The sequence below is a fragment of the Sulfitobacter sediminivivens genome (assembly GCF_042611115.2).
Taxonomy (GTDB): Bacteria; Pseudomonadota; Alphaproteobacteria; order Rhodobacterales; family Rhodobacteraceae; genus Sulfitobacter; species Sulfitobacter sediminivivens.
On record NZ_JBHGAR020000004.1, the window covers coordinates 101,406 to 116,795 of the forward strand.

A 15,390-nucleotide genomic window follows, 5' to 3' on the forward strand; every position below is an offset into this window, starting at 1 on the left:
CGCTTGTTTAATTATAGCAGTCTCATCTTCGCCCGGCAACAGTTAGAGGCCTTCGTGGAACTCTTCGATCAGATGTTTTACGACCGCTTCACCACCCTTGCCCTTTTCCGCGGCCGCATAGACGTCGCGCTGCCGCGTCGCGCTGGCCCCGCTGGCCACGATGTCACGCAGGCGCTCGATCTCTTTGAGGCTCCCAAGCGCCTCGGCATCCTCAGCCAACATTTCGATCAATTCGTCCAGCAAATCATCGAAGGGACGGATGCTGCGCTCGCCAAAATCAATCAGGCCCTTTGACACGCCGTATCGCTGCGCCCGCCAGCGGTTCTCAGAAATCAGGAAACGATCATATTCACGCCAACGCAGGTTGCGGTCGCGCAGACGCATTAACATCCGTACCAAAGCTTGGGTCAGCGCGGCGAGCGCCAGCGCATCTTCCAGGCGCGGCTGCACGTCACAAATGCGCGCCTCAAGTGTGGGGTAGCGGTCAGAGGGGCGTAAATCCCACCAAATCTTGGTGGTATCTTCGATCACGCCCAGATCAATCAGGGTTCCGGTCGTGCGCTCATATTCACCCCAACTGCCGAATTTGGGGGGCAATCCCGTGCGCGGCAAATTGTCAAAGACCGTCAGACGGTAAGAGGCAAGTCCGGTGTCGTCACCCTGCCAGAAAGGCGAAGAGCACGACAGTGCCAGAAGATGGGGCAGGAAATAGCAAAGCTGTGGCATCAGATCAACGCGCAGGGACTTTGCATCGATGCCGACATGCACGTGCATCCCGCAAATCAGCATCCGTCGCGCGACACCTTCCAGCTCGCGCTCCAAGGTGCTGTAGCGTTCCTTGCTGGTAAAATGTTGTTCCTTCCAATCCGAAAACGGGTGGCAGCCCGCAGCAATCGGGGCCAGATTGTAATCTTTCCCATGTTTGGCGATGCAGCTGCGCAAGCGGCACAGGTCTTCGCGCGCTTCGGCGACGGTTTCGCAAACCTTGGTGCCGATCTCCATCTGACATTGCAGGAACTCGGGGCTGACCTGATCGCTCAGTTCGGCCTGACAGGCCTTCATCAACGCCTCAGGTGCCGGGGTCAGCGCAAAGCTGTCGCGGTCAACCATGAGGTATTCTTCTTCGATGCCGATGGTAAATTTGTCTTGCATAGCCAAACCATACAATGCCGGACGCGGTTACGCTACTGTGATCAGCCTCGTGGGGGATCTGTCATGCCCGGCGTTGTGGATTGCGCGAATGAACGGGATGGGCAAACGCAATTGACCATGAATTGACGGACCGTTTCAGGCTGCGGCACCTGCCGCGCGGTCGCGGGCCTTTGCATCAATTTCACGAAACCGTTGCGGCAAAGCCCGGCGCAAAATATCAATCGGAATCGGCGCATCAGAATGCAAATGGTCAACAGGGTTAATCACTGGCGCGGCGTGCTCCATGCGTTCCGGTGTATGAAACACTTGCTGCTGCAGCGCAGTTTCGGGGGCGTCATCAAGTGGTTCTGGGCGTGTGTGATGGCGCGGAAATCGGGTCAGGGGCCTCGGTTCATGGGTCCGGCAGAACACCTTTTCCTCAGGCTCTGGTTTTCCAAACAGCATGGCAAACATCAGTAATTTTCCCCAAAATCAAGCTATTGCAACTGACAGTAGAGACGGAATTTGGCAAGAATTTGACAAAAATACGGCGCAAATTGAACGCAAAAACGGGCACGCAGGCTGTTGCCGGCGTGCCCGAAGTGGGGTCAGATGACCAATTACTCCATCACAGGAATGGAAAATTCGCCGCCCTCTTTGATGCCTGAGGGCCAGCGGGCCGTCACGGTTTTGGTGCGGGTATAGAATTTGAACGCATCCGGGCCATGCTGGTTCAAATCGCCAAAGACGGATTTTTTCCAGCCACCAAAGGTGTGATAAGCCAGCGGAACGGGGATTGGCACGTTGATGCCAACCATGCCGACATTGATGCGATTGGCAAAATCACGCGCCGCATCGCCATCACGGGTAAAGATCGCGGTGCCGTTGCCGTACTCGTGGTCCATGGCAAGGCCGATCGCCTCTTCATAGTTTTGCGCGCGCACACAGGTCAGGACCGGGCCGAAAATCTCGTATTTGTAGATGTCCATGTCTTTGGTTGCGCGGTCAAAAAGATGCGGCCCGACAAAGAAACCATCTTCATAGCCCTGCAATTTGAAATTTCGGCCATCGACAACCAGTTCCGCACCCTGATCAATCCCGGTTTGCACCAACCGTTCAATATTTGCCTTTGCAGCGGCGGTGACAACCGGGCCGTAATCGACGTCTTTACCAGAGGTGTAGGGACCAACCTTGAGGCTTTCGATACGCGGCACCAGCTTTTCGATCAACCGGTCTGCGGTCTCATCCCCGACAGGCACCGCCACGGAAATTGCCATGCAACGTTCGCCAGCCGCACCATAACCCGCACCAATCAACGCATCCGCGGCCTGATCCATGTCAGCGTCCGGCATGATGATCATGTGGTTCTTGGCACCGCCAAAACATTGCACGCGCTTGCCGTTGGCACAGCCCGTGGCATAGATGTATTCCGCAATCGGCGTCGATCCGACAAAGCCGACGGATTGAATGACATCATGGTGCAAGATCGCATCCACTGCTTCTTTGTCGCCATTCACGACCTGGAGAATGCCTTTTGGCAGGCCGGCTTCTTCCATCAGTTCTGCCAGCATCAGCGGCACGGATGGGTCTCGCTCGGACGGCTTGAGGATGAACGCGTTGCCGCAAGCGATGGCTGGGGCAAACATCCACATCGGGATCATTGCGGGAAAGTTGAAGGGCGTGATGCCAGCCGTGACACCAAGCGCCTGACGCATCGAATACATGTCGATGCCGGGGCCTGCAGAATCGGTGTAGTCGCCCTTGAGCAGTTCCGGCGCGCCGATGCAGTATTCCACCACCTCAAGGCCGCGCTGCACGTCGCCCGCCGCATCGGGCAGGGTCTTGCCGTGTTCACGGCTCAGCGCTTCGGCCAGTTTGTCCATGTTATCGTTGAGCAGGGACACGAATTTCATCATCACCCGCGCACGGCGCTGTGGGTTGGTTGCGGCCCATTTTGGCTGTGCCGCCTGCGCATATTTCACTGCCTGATCCAGTTCATCGGCGCTTGCCAGCGGGCATTTTGCCTGCACTTCGCCGGTGGCGGGGTTCATGACGTCAGCAAACCTGCCAGACGTACCTTTGACATGAGCGCCGTTCAGATAATGTGTGAGTTCTTTCATGGTCATCTCTCCCTTGATGTTGGCAGCACGATAGGCTTGCAAAAAGACAAGGGAAAGAGGCAAGGTTCCAAAATGGTTTTGCATTTTTGCAAGACGAGGCTCAATCTCATCCGGGTGATACCATCCATAATGAAAGACAGACATGGCGCATAACTGGGACGATCTGCGGCTGTTTCTGGCCGTCGCACGAGAACAAAGCCTGTCAGGGGCGGGGAAGGTCCTGCGCCTTGATCCCGCAACTTTGGGGCGTCGCGTGGCGCGGTTGGAAAAGACCCTGCAGGTCGGTTTGTTCGTGAAATCACCACAGGGCTATGCGCTGACCGAGGCGGGCGTGCAATTGATGGAGCGCGCCGAGGTGGCCGAGCGTGCCATGCGGTTGGCCACCTCAGAGGTCGCGGTTGAAAGCGATCATTTGACCGGCCAGATCCGCATTGGTGCCCCGGATGGCTGTGCGAATTTTCTGTTGCCGCAAGTCTGTGCACAGATAGTGGCGAACAACCCCGATCTGGATATTCAAATTGTCGCTTTGCCACGTGTCTTTAACCTGTCGCGGCGCGAGGCGGATATGGCCATCGGGGTCAGTGCGCCGACGGCGGGCCGCTTGGTGGTGCAGAAGATCACGGATTATCAGCTGCATCTGGCAGCATCCGAGACGTATCTGGAAGCCCGCGCGCCTGTGCAACACCTCGCTGATCTGAAAGATCACCGGCTGGTTGGCTATATTCCCGATATGATTTTTGACCGGGAACTGGATTATCTCGCTGAACTGGGCGGTGCGCGGGTGCCGATGGCATCCAACTCAGTCTCGGTGCAGGTCAACATGATACGTCAGGGGGGCGGTATTGGTGTCGTGCACGATTTTTCGCTGGGATTCGCGCCGGGCGTCCGCCGCATATTGACGGACAAATTCGGACTGAAACGCGCCTTTTACCTGATCCGGCACGAAGATGACCAACGCAACCTGCGGTTAAGCCGCTTTGCGCATGCGCTCAGCACCGGATTGCGCGCAGAAGTGGCCCGGCTTGAAGCCCTGAACTAAGCCAAACACTTGACAGAACACCCAATGCTGGCGACGCTAAGACAATTGTCATCCAATCAAAGGAGCATTCAATGCTGGTGTCGCAAATTCTCAAGACAAAATCGGATGACGCGGTGTTCACGTCGCCGCCAACAATGTTGATTTCTGAGGCTGCCAAGATGCTGTCGGAAAAACGGATCGGGACCCTGGTGATTTCCAAAAACGGGAAGACGCCGGATGGCATTCTATCTGAGCGTGACATCGTGCGGGAACTGGGCGTCAAAGGTGGTGCGTGTCTGAAACAGACAGTCGCAGATCTGATGACGTCAGAACTGGTCACCTGTAGCCTTGATGACCGGGCTGACGCCATTTTGCAAAAGATGACCGATGGCCGGTTTCGCCACATGCCGGTACTGAAAGACGGTGAAATGGTCGGGCTGATATCGTTGGGCGACGTGGTAAAAGCGCGGTTGACAGAACTCTCGATGGAGAAAGATGCCCTTCAGGGTATGATCATGGGCCATTAACCCGGAAATTCGGGTTGCACCCCAAAGCGCAGCGTGGTTGCGTGACCAGACTGACATGATCCAATCGAGACGAATTTATGCGCGTTGGCCTTTACCCCGGCACCTTTGATCCAATCACTTTGGGTCACCTTGATATTATCCGCCGGGCGGCGACGCTGGTTGATAAACTGGTGATCGGTGTCGCGATCAACCGCGACAAGGGTCCGCTGTTTCATCTGGAAGAACGCGTGGCGCTGATTGAGGCGGAATGTGCGACCCTTGCCGAGCAAACTGGGATCGAGATTATCGTACATCCTTTTGAGAACCTGTTGATCGATTGTGCCCGCGATGTCGGTGCGCAGATCATCGTGCGGGGCCTGCGGGCGGTTGCTGATTTTGAATACGAATATCAGATGGTTGGCATGAACAGGCAGCTGGACGATACAATCGAAACCGTGTTTTTGATGGCCGAGGCCGCGCATCAGCCGATTGCCAGCAAACTGGTCAAAGAGATCGCCCGCCTTGGCGGTGATGTCAGCAAGTTTGTGACACCAAGGGTCAATAGCGAATTGCTAAAGCAGTTTTCCAAAGGATAAAGCGGGCAGGGCGCATTCACATCCGCCCGATGATCCCGGCCATATCGACCATCCGGTTCGAAAATCCCCATTCATTGTCATACCACGCCAGAACCCGCAGCAGATTGCCCTGCTGAACGGCGGTCTGATCGCTGGCAAAAATGGCGCTTCGCGGATCATGGTTGAAATCTATCGACACCAATTTGCGGTTCGTGACACCCATCACCCCGTGCATGCCCTTGGCCGCTGCTGCCATCTCGGCGTTTACCTCGTCCGCGCTGGCGCTCTTGTCGGTCTCAATCACCAGATCAACGCAAGACACATTAGGCGTCGGCACCCGGATTGCGGTGCCGGTGATCAGCCCGTCCAAGTCGGGCAGGACAATACCCAAAGTCTGCGCCGCACCTGTGGTTGTCGGGATCATCGAAAGCGCGGCCGCCCGTGCGCGGTAGAGGTCCTTGTGCGCCCGGTCATGTACGGGCTGGGTTCCGGTATAGCTGTGCACGGTGGTCATATGCCCGCGCCTGATGCCAAACGCCTGATGCAGGGCATGCGCCACAGGTACCAGACAGTTGGTCGTGCAGGACGCATTGCTGATGATTGTATCAGCCGCGGTGACAAGATTGTCGTTCACCCCGTAAACGATTGTTTTGATGTCTCCTTTTCCGGGCGCAGATATCAATACCTTCCTTGATCCGTTTTTGAGGTGAAGCGCTGCCAATTCTGAACTGCGGAAAAAACCGGTGCATTCGAGCGCGATATCCACATCACCCCAGGATAATTTGTCCGGCTCACGTTCAGCAGTGACGCGGATGGGCCCGCGACCCACATCAATGGTGCCTTGGCCAAAGGTGACAGGTTTGCCAAACCGCCCTTGAACGGAATCAAATTCAAACAGATGCGCGTTGGTTTCCAGCGGGGCCAGATCGTTGATTGCAACAACCTCCAGATCGCCCGCGCTGCGCTCCAGTATGGCGCGCAAAATGTTGCGGCCGATGCGGCCAAATCCGTTGATCCCAAGCTTGACGGTCATGATGGCACCTTTTGATCAAATTATGCGATCAAGATGCGCGCTTCGCCTGTGGTGTCAACGGTTCTGCCGGGATTATAACGTACTGATACAATGTTTTGCGCGGCAGGCTGGCGGCACTGAATCAGCGCCAGAAAGCGATCCATTCGATCAGTTCGAATAGTTTTTTGCCCAGAAAAACAAGGTGATCACTGCCATACACCATGCTGTCCAGCACAAGCGCGGCGATCAGGAATGCTCCTAGATATATGGCAATTCGGTTCGTCACAAACGCTCTCCGGGTGGCGTGTCCCGATATGACAGGGGCGCAGCATACGTGCAAGCATCAGAGCGCGCTATTTCTAGCCCAGGTTGCCCATCGCAACAGCAACATCCGCCATCCGCACAGAGAAGGACCATTCATTGTCGTACCAGCCCAAAACACGCACGGTCCGGCCCGCAACGACGATGGTCTGATCAGGTGCAAAAATGCAGCTTTCCTCGGTGTGGTTAAAGTCGATGCTGACCTTTTGTTCGGGATCATACCCCAACACCCGTTTCATCGGCCCATCCGCAGCGGCGCGGGCGGCGGCGTTGATCTCTTCTACGGTAACGACGCGCGACGCGGTGAACGTAAGATCGACAGCGCTGACATTGGGTGTGGGCACCCGCATCGCTGTGCCATCAAGTTTGCCTTTGAGCGAGGGCAGCACCTCGCCCAACGCCTTGGCGGCCCCGGTCGAGGTGGGGATCAGCGCCATCGCGGCAGCGCGGGCGCGGTAGAGGTCTGAATGCCTGCGGTCCAGCGTCGGCTGATCACCGGTATAGCTGTGAATCGTGGTCATCAGACCCGATTCAATACCCACCGCGTCGTGCATGACCTTGGCCATCGGGGCAAGACAATTGGTCGTGCAGGAGCCGTTTGATATGATCCGATCGGATTTGACCATGGTTTCATGGTTCACGCCGTAAACCACGGTACGGTCGACGTTTTTGCCGGGGGCAGACAGCAAGACCCGCTTGGCCCCATTCTTGAGGTGGACATTCGCCTTGTTGCCGTCATTGAACTGGCCTGTGCATTCCAACACCACATCGCAGCCCGACCAGTCCAGTTCATCGAGATTGTAGGTCGACATCACTTCGATGTCGTTTTGGCCAAGGTTCATATATCCGTCGTCAATGGTCACCACACCGGGGAACCGTCCGTGCACCGAATCGTATTTGATCAGATGTGCTGCCGTTGACAAAGGGCCGGTGGCATTGATCTTGACCACCTCGATATCGTCACGACCTGAGGACGCAATATGGCTGAGCGTGCAGCGGCCAATGCGGCCAAATCCGTTAATGCCGACTTTGATGGTCATGAAAACAATCCTTTAGGTGGCGTCCGTTGGCCGCTCTATATCGGGCGGGTGGCAGGGGTTAAAAGGGGGAAAGATGCAGGATTTCCATATGTTAGCGTTAAACTTGGCTGTTAGCGGTAAAATTGGAGCGGCACCAAAAGGGTTTGCCCTCAGCCCGCAGAGTGCTAGCTAAAGGTTCTGAAAGCAGGGGAACAGGTATGAGCGGATTGATTGCGTTACTCGATGATGTGGCGGCGATTGCCAAAGTGGCGGCGTCCAGCATTGATGACGTGATCGGGCAGGCGGCCAAGGCGGGAACCAAGGCTGCGGGCGCTGTGATTGACGATGCGGCGGTGACGCCCAAATACGTGCATGGATTTGAAGCCAGCCGCGAGTTGCCGATCATCTGGCGGATCACCAAAGGATCGTTGAAAAACAAGCTGGTTTTTTTGCTGCCCATTGGGTTGCTGCTGTCGAATTTTGCGCCTTTCCTCATTCCGTTGTTTTTGATGCTGGGTGGGGCGTATTTATGTTTTGAAGGGGCCGAAAAGGTCGCCCATGCATTGGGCTTAAGCCACGGACATGAGGATTATCCCGGTCACGACGAGGTGCCGGATGATCCTGCCCATCTCGAAGAACAAAAGGCCGCCGGGGCGATCAAGACAGATTTCATTCTATCCGCTGAAATTATGACAATCGCACTGGCTGCGATCCCGTCCAGCAATTTCTGGATGGAGGCGGCAACGCTCGCCGCTGTTGCAATCATGATCACGGTCGCTGTTTACGGCTCTGTTGCGCTGATTGTTAAGATGGACGATCTGGGGCTCGCAATGGCCAATCACGGCCGGCTGGCCCTGACACGTGGCCTCGGTCGCGGCTTGGTGAAGGCCATGCCCGGCTTTCTGCATCTGCTCACCGTTATCGGTACCGCGGCGATGCTGTGGGTTGGCGGATCAATTATCGTTCATGGGCTAGAGGAACTGGGGTTCGCTGCCTTGGGACACTGGATACATGATGCGGCCTATGCTGCAGGACACGCTGTACCGGCTGGAATTGAGGGGGCCGTTGAATGGTTTACCAAAGCCGGGCTTGACGGCGTTTTTGGTCTGATGTTGGGACTGGTCCTGATCCCCATCGGGGAAAAGATTGTCACCCCGATCTGGCGCAAGGTCATGAACCGCGATGCGGCAGCTCAAGCTGCATTGAAATAAGCGAAGCGAAGGGGTCGGTTGGCCTATTTTTCCCGGTCGCGCGATCGAAAGAGTTTCGCCGAAGCCAGGGCCGCAAGCATCAGCATTCCGGACATCGTATAGACGACAATCGCCAACACCAATGATCCCCCGCCAATCAGCCAGACAACTGTGCAGAAGATTGCGAATAGGATCGCGCAGAGAAGATAGGCCAGCAACATGGTTCAGGTCTTTCTGAGTTATCAAAACATCAACACTGCAACTCTGTACGCAAAGGACTAACGTATCGTTAATGTAGTAAGTACTACTATAGATTGATTCTAGTATAAGTAGCAAAAAAGAAATTTCGCGGCGAAATTTTTCCGGAGAACCTCCAATTATAAGTGATAATCACGAAAATCGCCGCTACCCGAAAGCAGCGGCGATTCATGTAACTCTCTTTTAAAGGCGCTGGCACCAATTGGTGCACACCTTTAGGTTGCGCTTGTTAAGCCAGCAGTGCCTTGGCTTTTGCCGCAACATTTTCGGCGGTGATCCCGAACTTTTCAAACAGCTCTTCGGCCGGGGCAGAGGCCCCAAAACGGTCCATGCCGACAAAATCAGCCTTGCCGAATTTGCCACGTTCGCCCAACAGCCAGCGATCCCAGCCCATGCGCACACCAGCCTCAATACCGACACGCACGGCCCCACCGGGCAGCACGCGCTTGCGGTAGGCATCGTCTTGTGCGGCGAAAAGCTCCATGCAGGGCATCGACACCACACGCACCCCTATGCCATCGGCCTGCAAAAGATCACGGGCCTGCATGGCGACATGCACTTCTGAACCGGTGGCAATCAGGATCACCTGCCGCTTGCTGTCCGCATCGGCCAAAACATAAGCGCCTTTTTCGGTCATGTTGGTGTTCTTATGCTCGGTGCGCACGGTGGGCAGGCCCTGACGGGTCAATGACAGCACCGATGGGGTTTTCTGGGATGAAAACGCGATCTCCCACGCCTCGGCTGTTTCAATCGTGTCAGCGGGGCGGAACACATAGGTATTTGGCGTGCTGCGGCTGATGGCCAGATGTTCAACCGGTTGGTGGGTTGGCCCATCTTCGCCCAGACCGATGGAATCGTGGGTCATCACGAAGACGGTTGGGATCTGCGACAGGGCTGCCAGGCGCATCGCCGGGCGCGCATAGTCGGTGAAACACATGAATGTCCCGCCATAAGGCCGGATGCCGCCATGCAGGGCCATGCCGTTCATCGCAGATGACATGCCATGCTCGCGCACCCCCCAATACACATACCGACCAGCGCGGTTGTCGACGTCAAACACGCCCAGATCACCGGTTTTCGTGTTGTTCGAACCGGTCAGATCTGCCGAACCGCCAACTGTTTCGGGCAGGATCGGGTTCAGCACTTCCAGCACTTTTTCGGAACTGGACCGGGTCGCCAATTTTGGTGCCGTGTCCGACATCTGCTTTTTGAAAGCTTTGATTGTCGCACTCAGTTTCTTCGGGGTGTCCAGCGCCAGCGCACGGTTAAAGGTCTCCCGTTTGGAGCGCGGCATTTTGTCAAAACGCTCTTCCCATTCTTTGCGCGCATCCACGCCGCGCTTGCCGATGGCTTCCCAAGCGCTTTTAACGTCTGCGGGCACTTCGAACGGGCCGGTTGTCCAGCCATAGGCGGCCTTGGCCTCTGCGTTCTGATCGGCGTTGGTCAGGGCACCGTGGCCTTTGGAGGTGTCCTGTGCCGCGTGGCCCAATGCGATGTGGGTTTTGCACGCAATCATCGTCGGCTTGTCAGATTTCCGGGCCTCTGTGAGGGCCGCGTCAATCTCATCAGGGTTGTGGCCGTCGATTTCGATTGTATGCCACTGGGCCGCTGCAAAGCGTCCCACCTGATCGGTGTGGTCGGACAGGCTGACTGGCCCGTCGATGGTGATGTTGTTGTTGTCCCACATCACGATCAGTTTGCTCAACTTGTGACGTCCGGCCAGGGTGATCGCCTCTTGGCTCACCCCTTCCATCAGGCACCCGTCGCCCGCAATGACGTAAGTATGGTGATCGACAACCTTGCTGCCATAGGTCGCGCGCAGGATTTCCTCGGCCATGGCAAATCCCACGGAATTGGCAATGCCCTGACCCAAGGGACCCGTGGTCACTTCGATCGCATCGGCAAGAAAATTCTCAGGGTGGCCCGCCGTGCGCGCGCCCATCTGGCGAAAGTTCTTGATTTCTTCGATGGGAAACTGCGCATCGCCCACAAGATAAAGCAAAGAATAAAGCAACATGGACCCGTGGCCGGCAGACAGAATGAACCGGTCCCGGTCAGGCCAAAGCGGGTTGGCGGCATCAAATTTCAGGTGTTTTTCGAACAATACCGTGGCCACATCTGCCATGCCCATCGGCATACCAGAATGGCCAGAGTTGGCTGCAGCAACAGCATCCAGGGTCAGCGCCCGTATGGCGGTTGCTTTGGACCAGTGGTCAGGGTGTGCGCGTGAGAGGGCTGTCAGATCCACGTGGAGGGCTTCCTTATAGAGGATGAAAATATGTTGCGCCCGTGCATATCAGCCGCCCCGCAAAGTTCAAGCCAAAGCGGCTCTTTGCGGCGAGGTCGCAGCGCAGCTAAGATCAGCTTTGCCGCGCAAGGCGCTGTTTCAAAAGGAAGGGGGCGCATTTGGTAATTTCTTTGGGTAGGATTGGTGCAAATGCTGGCATGCTGGCGATTCGCTGTCATGCAGGTTAAGTAGACAACAAGGACCAAGCCGTAGATGAGGGGACTTTTCCAGTCATGAGTAACATCGACGAATTACAGCGTCGCATCACCGCCGCCATGGACCGGGTGGCACTTGGTGTCGAAAAACTCGGTACTGCAACCGGCGATGCTGATCCTGGAATGGCGCAGGCGCTGGAGGATGAGCGGACCGCGAATGCGCAACTCACCGAACGGGTGCGTGCGCTCAAGATCAAATTTGCCTCTGAAATGGCCACTGTGCGCACGCAGGTCGAAGACTCGGATGCCCGCATGGCGCAACTGGACGTGGAACTGCAGCGGGTGCGCCGCGCCAACACCCAACTGACCGAGGCCTGTGCCGCGCTGCGCGACGCAAATGAAGAAGGGGTGGGTGATCCGCATCTGATCAACAAAGCGATGCTGGCCGAACTGGAAGCCCTGCGCGCCGCCCGTGCCGCTGATGTGGCTGAAGCAACTGTAATCTTGGCCGCGCTCACCCCGCTGATGGGTGATGCCAGCGCAGAGGAGACCGCATAATGCCCGAGATACAAATCACCATTGGTGGTCGGCAGTTTGAAGTTGCCTGTCAGGACGGCGAAGAAAGGTACCTGCATTCCGCCGCCAAGATGCTGGACGACGAAGCCCAGGTGCTCAGCGATCAGGTGGGCCGGATGCCCGAAGCGCGCATGCTGTTGATGGCGGGGCTGCTGTTGGCCGACAAGACCGCATCCGTTGAGGATCGCATCACCGAAGTGCGTGCCGAACTGGCAGAACGCGAGGCGGAACTGGCCGGTCTGCGCAACGTGACGATCGAACCCGAACGCATTGAGGTGCCTGTGGTGCCGCAAGCAGTGACCGACACGCTGGCCGAGATTGCCGCACGTGCGGAATCTCTGGCGGCAGAAATCGAAGAAAAGGTGGGCTAGGCCTGCATTTTTAGCGAACCGGAATTCCTTGAGAATTCCGGTTCAATTTCATCAAACCAACACGGGGTCTTAACCGTTCGCTTCGCGAATCTTATCGGCGGCATCTTTGTCGAACGTCACGCCGTTTTCAGCAAAGAGCGTGTCCAGCTCACCCGACAAGGTCATTTCCGTGATGATGTCACAGCCGCCGACAAATTCACCTTTCACGTAAAGCTGCGGGATGGTGGGCCAGTCAGAGAACTCCTTGATCCCCTGACGGATACCTTCGTCTGCAAGCACATCTACATCTGAAAAATCGACGCCCATGTAGTTCAGCACCCCCGCCACGCGAGATGAAAACCCGCACTGCGGCATCTCTTTGGTACCCTTCATGAACAACACCACGTCATTGGCGGTGATGGTTTCTTTGATCTGGTTGCTGGCGTCTGTCATGTGCTTTGTCCTTGGAATTTCGAGTGGGATATCTGGGATCAGTCCGGTGCTTTGGTGGTCAGTGCCAGGGCATGCAGGTCACCATTGGCCCCGTCCATCTTGCCCTTCAGCGCGGCGTAAACAGCGCGTTGTTGTTGTACCCGGTTCTGGCCACGAAAACTTTCGTCGATAACCATCGCGGCCATGTGTACACCGTCAGTGCCTTCCACGGTAATCTCCGCATTTGGAAATGCGGCGCGGATCAGGTCTTCGATTTCGCTGGCTTGCATTGGCATAAGTGCGCTCCGGTCAGGCATGGTTTTGTTATCCTAGATGTAGTGTCGCTTGGCCCGGGGTGCAACGGGGAAGCGGTAACATCTGGGCGCGGCGGATTTCGCTTGGCAATCACGGCCCGGTCAGCCAGCCTAGGCCCATTCACATCAGGGGGGACCAAGACGTGCAATCGCCAGAACGCATACCAGAACAGGCCCTGTCGTGGGTCGATGCTGGCCTTGGTGCAGCGCTGGCCACGGTCATTGAGACATGGGGGTCGGCCCCGCGCCGTGTGGGCGCGCAATTGGTTGTATCGGGGCAGGGCGATATGCAGGGCTCCGTATCGGGCGGGTGTGTTGAAGGTGCCGTGGTGGTTGAGGCGCTGGAGGCGCTTCAGGACGGGCGGCCACGTCTGTTGGAATATGGTGTAAGCGATGGCGATGCCTTTGCCGTCGGTCTGGCCTGTGGCGGGACGATCCGTATTCTGGTTGAACCCGTGGGTGAGCCGGGGATGCCGGTTCAAATGCTGCGAGATCTGGTGGACGCCCGTGCCGCACGTCGCGCCGTGGCCTATGAGGTGGCTTTGGACGGCAGTGCGCGCACCTTGACTGACAAAGGTCACGCAGACCGCTTTCGCATGGACCGCTCGGGCCTCAGCGAAGATGGTCAGCAGTTCATTGCCATCCACAATCCGCCCTTGCGTCTTGTGATCGTGGGGGCGGTGCATATCGCGCAGGCACTTGTGGGCATGGCACAAACTGCGGGATTTGATCCGCTGGTCGTTGACCCGCGCGAGGCGTTTGGATCAGAGGCGCGGTTCCCAGATGCCGCGATCATCAATGACTGGCCGGATGCCGCGTTGCAAACCATGGGCATTGATGCCCGCTGCGCCGTGGTGCTGTTGACCCATGATCCCAAGCTGGATGATCCGGCCCTGCACATCGCGCTGGCCTCGGACGCGTTTTATGTCGGGGCTCTGGGCAGCACACGTACCCATTCAGCGCGAATTGAGCGGTTGACCGCCGCCGGGTATTTGCCTGACCAGATCGGGCGCATTCACGCACCCGTCGGCCTGAACATCGGGGCGTCGGGGCCTGCTGAAATCGCGGTTTCCATTTTGGCCCAGATAATCCAGACCTTGAGGCAGGGATGAAATTTGGCCCGGTTCCTCTGGCAGATGCACAAGGTGCGGTCTTGGCCCATTCGGTGGCTGTTGCCGGGGGTCGATTGCGCAAGGGGCGGGTGCTGAGCGCCGAGGATGTGACCCAGATACGCCAAGCCGGCCTTGCCGAGGTGATTGTTGCGCGCCTTGAACCCGGCGATGTGGATGAAAACACCGCAGCGGCCCAATTGGCGGGTGCGATCAAAGGCGGCGGCGCGGGGTTAAGCGCCACCGCTGCCTTTACGGGCCGAGTCAATCTGATTGCCGATGGTCCGGGGGTTGCGGTTCTGGACGTTTCAGCGATTGAACAGGTGAACAGGGTCCACCCGATGATCACCATCGCCACGGTGCCGCCCTGGCAACAGCTGGCCAAGGGGGGCATGGCCGCAACGATCAAGATCATCTCTTATGCGGTGCCGCAAGCCGATCTGGACTTGGCCTGCGCAGCGGCGGGGGCAGGCGCGATCAGACTTTCCGCGCCAAAACTCAGGACTGCGACGTTGATCATCACCGAAATCCCCGGCGGCGTCGGTGACAAAGGCCGAATTGCCATCGCCGCCCGACTGGAGGCACTTGGCGTTGACCTTGAGGGGGTGGTGATGGTGCCACACAAGACCCAAAAACTGGCCGATGCGATCAAGGATGCCAAAAGCGATCTGGTGCTGGTCCTCACCGGCTCCGCCACCTCTGATGATCATGACGTGGCCCCCAGTGCGCTGCGGCTTGCCGGCGGGCAGGTCCACAGATTTGGCATGCCGGTTGACCCCGGTAATCTGTTGTTTATCGGTGATATTGGCGACCAGCACGTTATCGGTTTGCCGGGATGCGCGCGCTCTCCGGCCCTCAACGGTGCGGATTGGGTCTTATCCCGTGTGGTCTGCGGGATAGAGGTGACGTCGCGCGATATTGCCGCAATGGGGGTGGGTGGCCTGCTCAAGGAAATTCCGACCCGGCCCCAACCAAGGCGCGGCAGCTAAGAATTTAGTGCATTATTGTGCCTGTTCG

At 57.2% G+C, this 15,390-nt stretch carries 17 protein-coding genes; 8 read left to right on the top strand and 9 right to left on the bottom strand.

Going from position 1 to position 15,390, the window contains the following annotated elements; genetic code table 11:
- Positions 1-42: 42 nt before the first annotated feature.
- The 3 genes from ACEWL3_RS06305 to ACEWL3_RS06315 all read right to left on the bottom strand — a co-directional run bounded on the left by ACEWL3_RS06305 (position 43) and on the right by ACEWL3_RS06315 (position 3,251).
- Positions 43-1,152, bottom strand: coding sequence for a carboxylate-amine ligase (locus ACEWL3_RS06305; protein ID WP_386178158.1), 1,110 nt, complete (start codon positions 1,150-1,152; stop codon positions 43-45).
- Between the two features lie 135 nt (positions 1,153-1,287).
- Positions 1,288-1,605 (bottom strand): hypothetical protein, encoded by a 318-nt coding sequence (locus ACEWL3_RS06310; RefSeq protein WP_386178160.1) that lies wholly within the window; start codon positions 1,603-1,605, stop codon positions 1,288-1,290.
- A 146-nt stretch (positions 1,606-1,751) separates the two neighbouring features.
- Complete coding sequence (locus ACEWL3_RS06315; RefSeq protein ID WP_386178162.1) at positions 1,752-3,251, bottom strand: CoA-acylating methylmalonate-semialdehyde dehydrogenase; 1,500 nt, start codon at positions 3,249-3,251, stop codon at positions 1,752-1,754.
- A gap of 142 nt (positions 3,252-3,393) precedes the next feature.
- Between ACEWL3_RS06315 and ACEWL3_RS06320 the strand changes: the two genes are divergently transcribed.
- From ACEWL3_RS06320 to coaD, 3 genes are all read left to right on the top strand, one after another.
- On the top strand, positions 3,394-4,290 hold the full coding sequence (locus ACEWL3_RS06320; RefSeq protein WP_386178164.1) for a LysR family transcriptional regulator: 897 nt from the start codon (positions 3,394-3,396) through the stop codon (positions 4,288-4,290).
- Positions 4,291-4,361: 71 nt separating this feature from the next.
- Positions 4,362-4,796, top strand: coding sequence for a CBS domain-containing protein (locus tag ACEWL3_RS06325; protein ID WP_386178166.1), 435 nt, complete (start codon positions 4,362-4,364; stop codon positions 4,794-4,796).
- Positions 4,797-4,873: 77 nt separating this feature from the next.
- Positions 4,874-5,371 (top strand): pantetheine-phosphate adenylyltransferase, encoded by a 498-nt coding sequence (gene coaD, locus ACEWL3_RS06330; RefSeq protein ID WP_386178168.1) that lies wholly within the window; start codon positions 4,874-4,876, stop codon positions 5,369-5,371.
- Between the two features lie 16 nt (positions 5,372-5,387).
- Here the strand turns inward: coaD and gap (ACEWL3_RS06335) are convergent, their stop codons facing one another.
- The 3 genes from gap (ACEWL3_RS06335) to gap (ACEWL3_RS06345) all read right to left on the bottom strand — a co-directional run bounded on the left by gap (ACEWL3_RS06335) (position 5,388) and on the right by gap (ACEWL3_RS06345) (position 7,723).
- Entirely contained in the window at positions 5,388-6,383 is a 996-nt protein-coding gene (gap, locus tag ACEWL3_RS06335) for a type I glyceraldehyde-3-phosphate dehydrogenase (RefSeq protein WP_386178171.1), read from the bottom strand.
- Between the two features lie 121 nt (positions 6,384-6,504).
- On the bottom strand, positions 6,505-6,648 hold the full coding sequence (locus tag ACEWL3_RS06340; RefSeq protein ID WP_205389892.1) for a hypothetical protein: 144 nt from the start codon (positions 6,646-6,648) through the stop codon (positions 6,505-6,507).
- 73 nt (positions 6,649-6,721) lie between these two features.
- Positions 6,722-7,723, bottom strand: a complete 1,002-nt coding sequence (gene gap / locus ACEWL3_RS06345; protein ID WP_386178175.1) for a type I glyceraldehyde-3-phosphate dehydrogenase — start codon at positions 7,721-7,723, stop codon at positions 6,722-6,724.
- A gap of 197 nt (positions 7,724-7,920) precedes the next feature.
- On the opposite strand from gap (ACEWL3_RS06345), the gene ACEWL3_RS06350 reads away from it, so the two are divergent.
- Positions 7,921-8,913 (top strand): DUF808 domain-containing protein, encoded by a 993-nt coding sequence (locus ACEWL3_RS06350; protein ID WP_386178178.1) that lies wholly within the window; start codon positions 7,921-7,923, stop codon positions 8,911-8,913.
- A gap of 466 nt (positions 8,914-9,379) precedes the next feature.
- Here ACEWL3_RS06350 and tkt read toward each other — a convergent pair whose 3' ends face one another.
- Complete coding sequence (gene tkt / locus ACEWL3_RS06355) at positions 9,380-11,398, bottom strand: transketolase (RefSeq protein WP_386178184.1); 2,019 nt, start codon at positions 11,396-11,398, stop codon at positions 9,380-9,382.
- Positions 11,399-11,670: 272 nt separating this feature from the next.
- Between tkt and ACEWL3_RS06360 the strand changes: the two genes are divergently transcribed.
- Positions 11,671-12,150 carry a hypothetical protein gene (locus tag ACEWL3_RS06360; RefSeq protein WP_386178187.1) on the top strand — a complete coding sequence of 160 codons (480 nt, stop codon included), beginning with the start codon at positions 11,671-11,673 and terminating at the stop codon, positions 12,148-12,150.
- Positions 12,150-12,539: a cell division protein ZapA gene (locus ACEWL3_RS06365; RefSeq protein WP_386178188.1), complete on the top strand. Its 390-nt coding sequence runs from the start codon at positions 12,150-12,152 to the stop codon at positions 12,537-12,539. The genes ACEWL3_RS06360 and ACEWL3_RS06365 overlap by 1 nt, the downstream gene beginning before the upstream one ends.
- Positions 12,540-12,608: 69 nt before the next feature.
- Here ACEWL3_RS06365 and grxD read toward each other — a convergent pair whose 3' ends face one another.
- Together grxD and ACEWL3_RS06375 are read right to left on the bottom strand one after the other, a co-directional pair.
- The gene (gene grxD, locus ACEWL3_RS06370; RefSeq protein WP_386178191.1) at positions 12,609-12,971 is read right to left on the bottom strand and encodes a Grx4 family monothiol glutaredoxin; all 363 of its coding nucleotides are present in this window, start codon (positions 12,969-12,971) and stop codon (positions 12,609-12,611) included.
- A 38-nt stretch (positions 12,972-13,009) separates the two neighbouring features.
- On the bottom strand, positions 13,010-13,246 hold the full coding sequence (locus ACEWL3_RS06375) for a BolA/IbaG family iron-sulfur metabolism protein (RefSeq protein WP_386179433.1): 237 nt from the start codon (positions 13,244-13,246) through the stop codon (positions 13,010-13,012).
- A 161-nt stretch (positions 13,247-13,407) separates the two neighbouring features.
- Here ACEWL3_RS06375 and ACEWL3_RS06380 point away from each other — a divergent pair, with 161 nt between their 5' ends.
- Both ACEWL3_RS06380 and ACEWL3_RS06385 read left to right on the top strand, forming a co-directional pair.
- A complete protein-coding gene (locus tag ACEWL3_RS06380; protein WP_386178194.1) occupies positions 13,408-14,376 on the top strand; it encodes an XdhC family protein in 969 nt (322 codons plus the stop codon).
- Entirely contained in the window at positions 14,373-15,362 is a 990-nt protein-coding gene (locus tag ACEWL3_RS06385; protein WP_386178197.1) for a molybdopterin-binding protein, read from the top strand. Before ACEWL3_RS06380 ends, ACEWL3_RS06385 begins: the two co-directional genes overlap by 4 nt.
- Positions 15,363-15,390: the final 28 nt, after the last annotated feature.

Excerpts from the sequence above, each read along its gene's own strand:
- ACEWL3_RS06325 (WP_386178166.1), top strand. The coding sequence starts at position 4,362 with ATGCTGGTGTCGCAAATTCTCAAGACAAAATCGGATGACGCGGTGTTC.
- ACEWL3_RS06350 (WP_386178178.1), top strand. The coding sequence starts at position 7,921 with ATGAGCGGATTGATTGCGTTACTCGATGATGTGGCGGCGATTGCCAAA.
- ACEWL3_RS06375 (WP_386179433.1), bottom strand. The coding sequence starts at position 13,246 with ATGCCAATGCAAGCCAGCGAAATCGAAGACCTGATCCGCGCCGCATTT.
- coaD (WP_386178168.1), top strand. The coding sequence starts at position 4,874 with ATGCGCGTTGGCCTTTACCCCGGCACCTTTGATCCAATCACTTTGGGT.
- ACEWL3_RS06360 (WP_386178187.1), top strand. The coding sequence starts at position 11,671 with ATGAGTAACATCGACGAATTACAGCGTCGCATCACCGCCGCCATGGAC.
- ACEWL3_RS06365 (WP_386178188.1), top strand. The coding sequence starts at position 12,150 with ATGCCCGAGATACAAATCACCATTGGTGGTCGGCAGTTTGAAGTTGCC.
- ACEWL3_RS06320 (WP_386178164.1), top strand. The coding sequence starts at position 3,394 with ATGGCGCATAACTGGGACGATCTGCGGCTGTTTCTGGCCGTCGCACGA.
- gap (WP_386178175.1), bottom strand. The coding sequence starts at position 7,723 with ATGACCATCAAAGTCGGCATTAACGGATTTGGCCGCATTGGCCGCTGC.
- grxD (WP_386178191.1), bottom strand. The coding sequence starts at position 12,971 with ATGACAGACGCCAGCAACCAGATCAAAGAAACCATCACCGCCAATGAC.
- ACEWL3_RS06315 (WP_386178162.1), bottom strand. The coding sequence starts at position 3,251 with ATGAAAGAACTCACACATTATCTGAACGGCGCTCATGTCAAAGGTACG.
- ACEWL3_RS06305 (WP_386178158.1), bottom strand. The coding sequence starts at position 1,152 with ATGCAAGACAAATTTACCATCGGCATCGAAGAAGAATACCTCATGGTT.
- ACEWL3_RS06385 (WP_386178197.1), top strand. The coding sequence starts at position 14,373 with ATGAAATTTGGCCCGGTTCCTCTGGCAGATGCACAAGGTGCGGTCTTG.
- ACEWL3_RS06310 (WP_386178160.1), bottom strand. The coding sequence starts at position 1,605 with ATGTTTGCCATGCTGTTTGGAAAACCAGAGCCTGAGGAAAAGGTGTTC.
- gap (WP_386178171.1), bottom strand. The coding sequence starts at position 6,383 with ATGACCGTCAAGCTTGGGATCAACGGATTTGGCCGCATCGGCCGCAAC.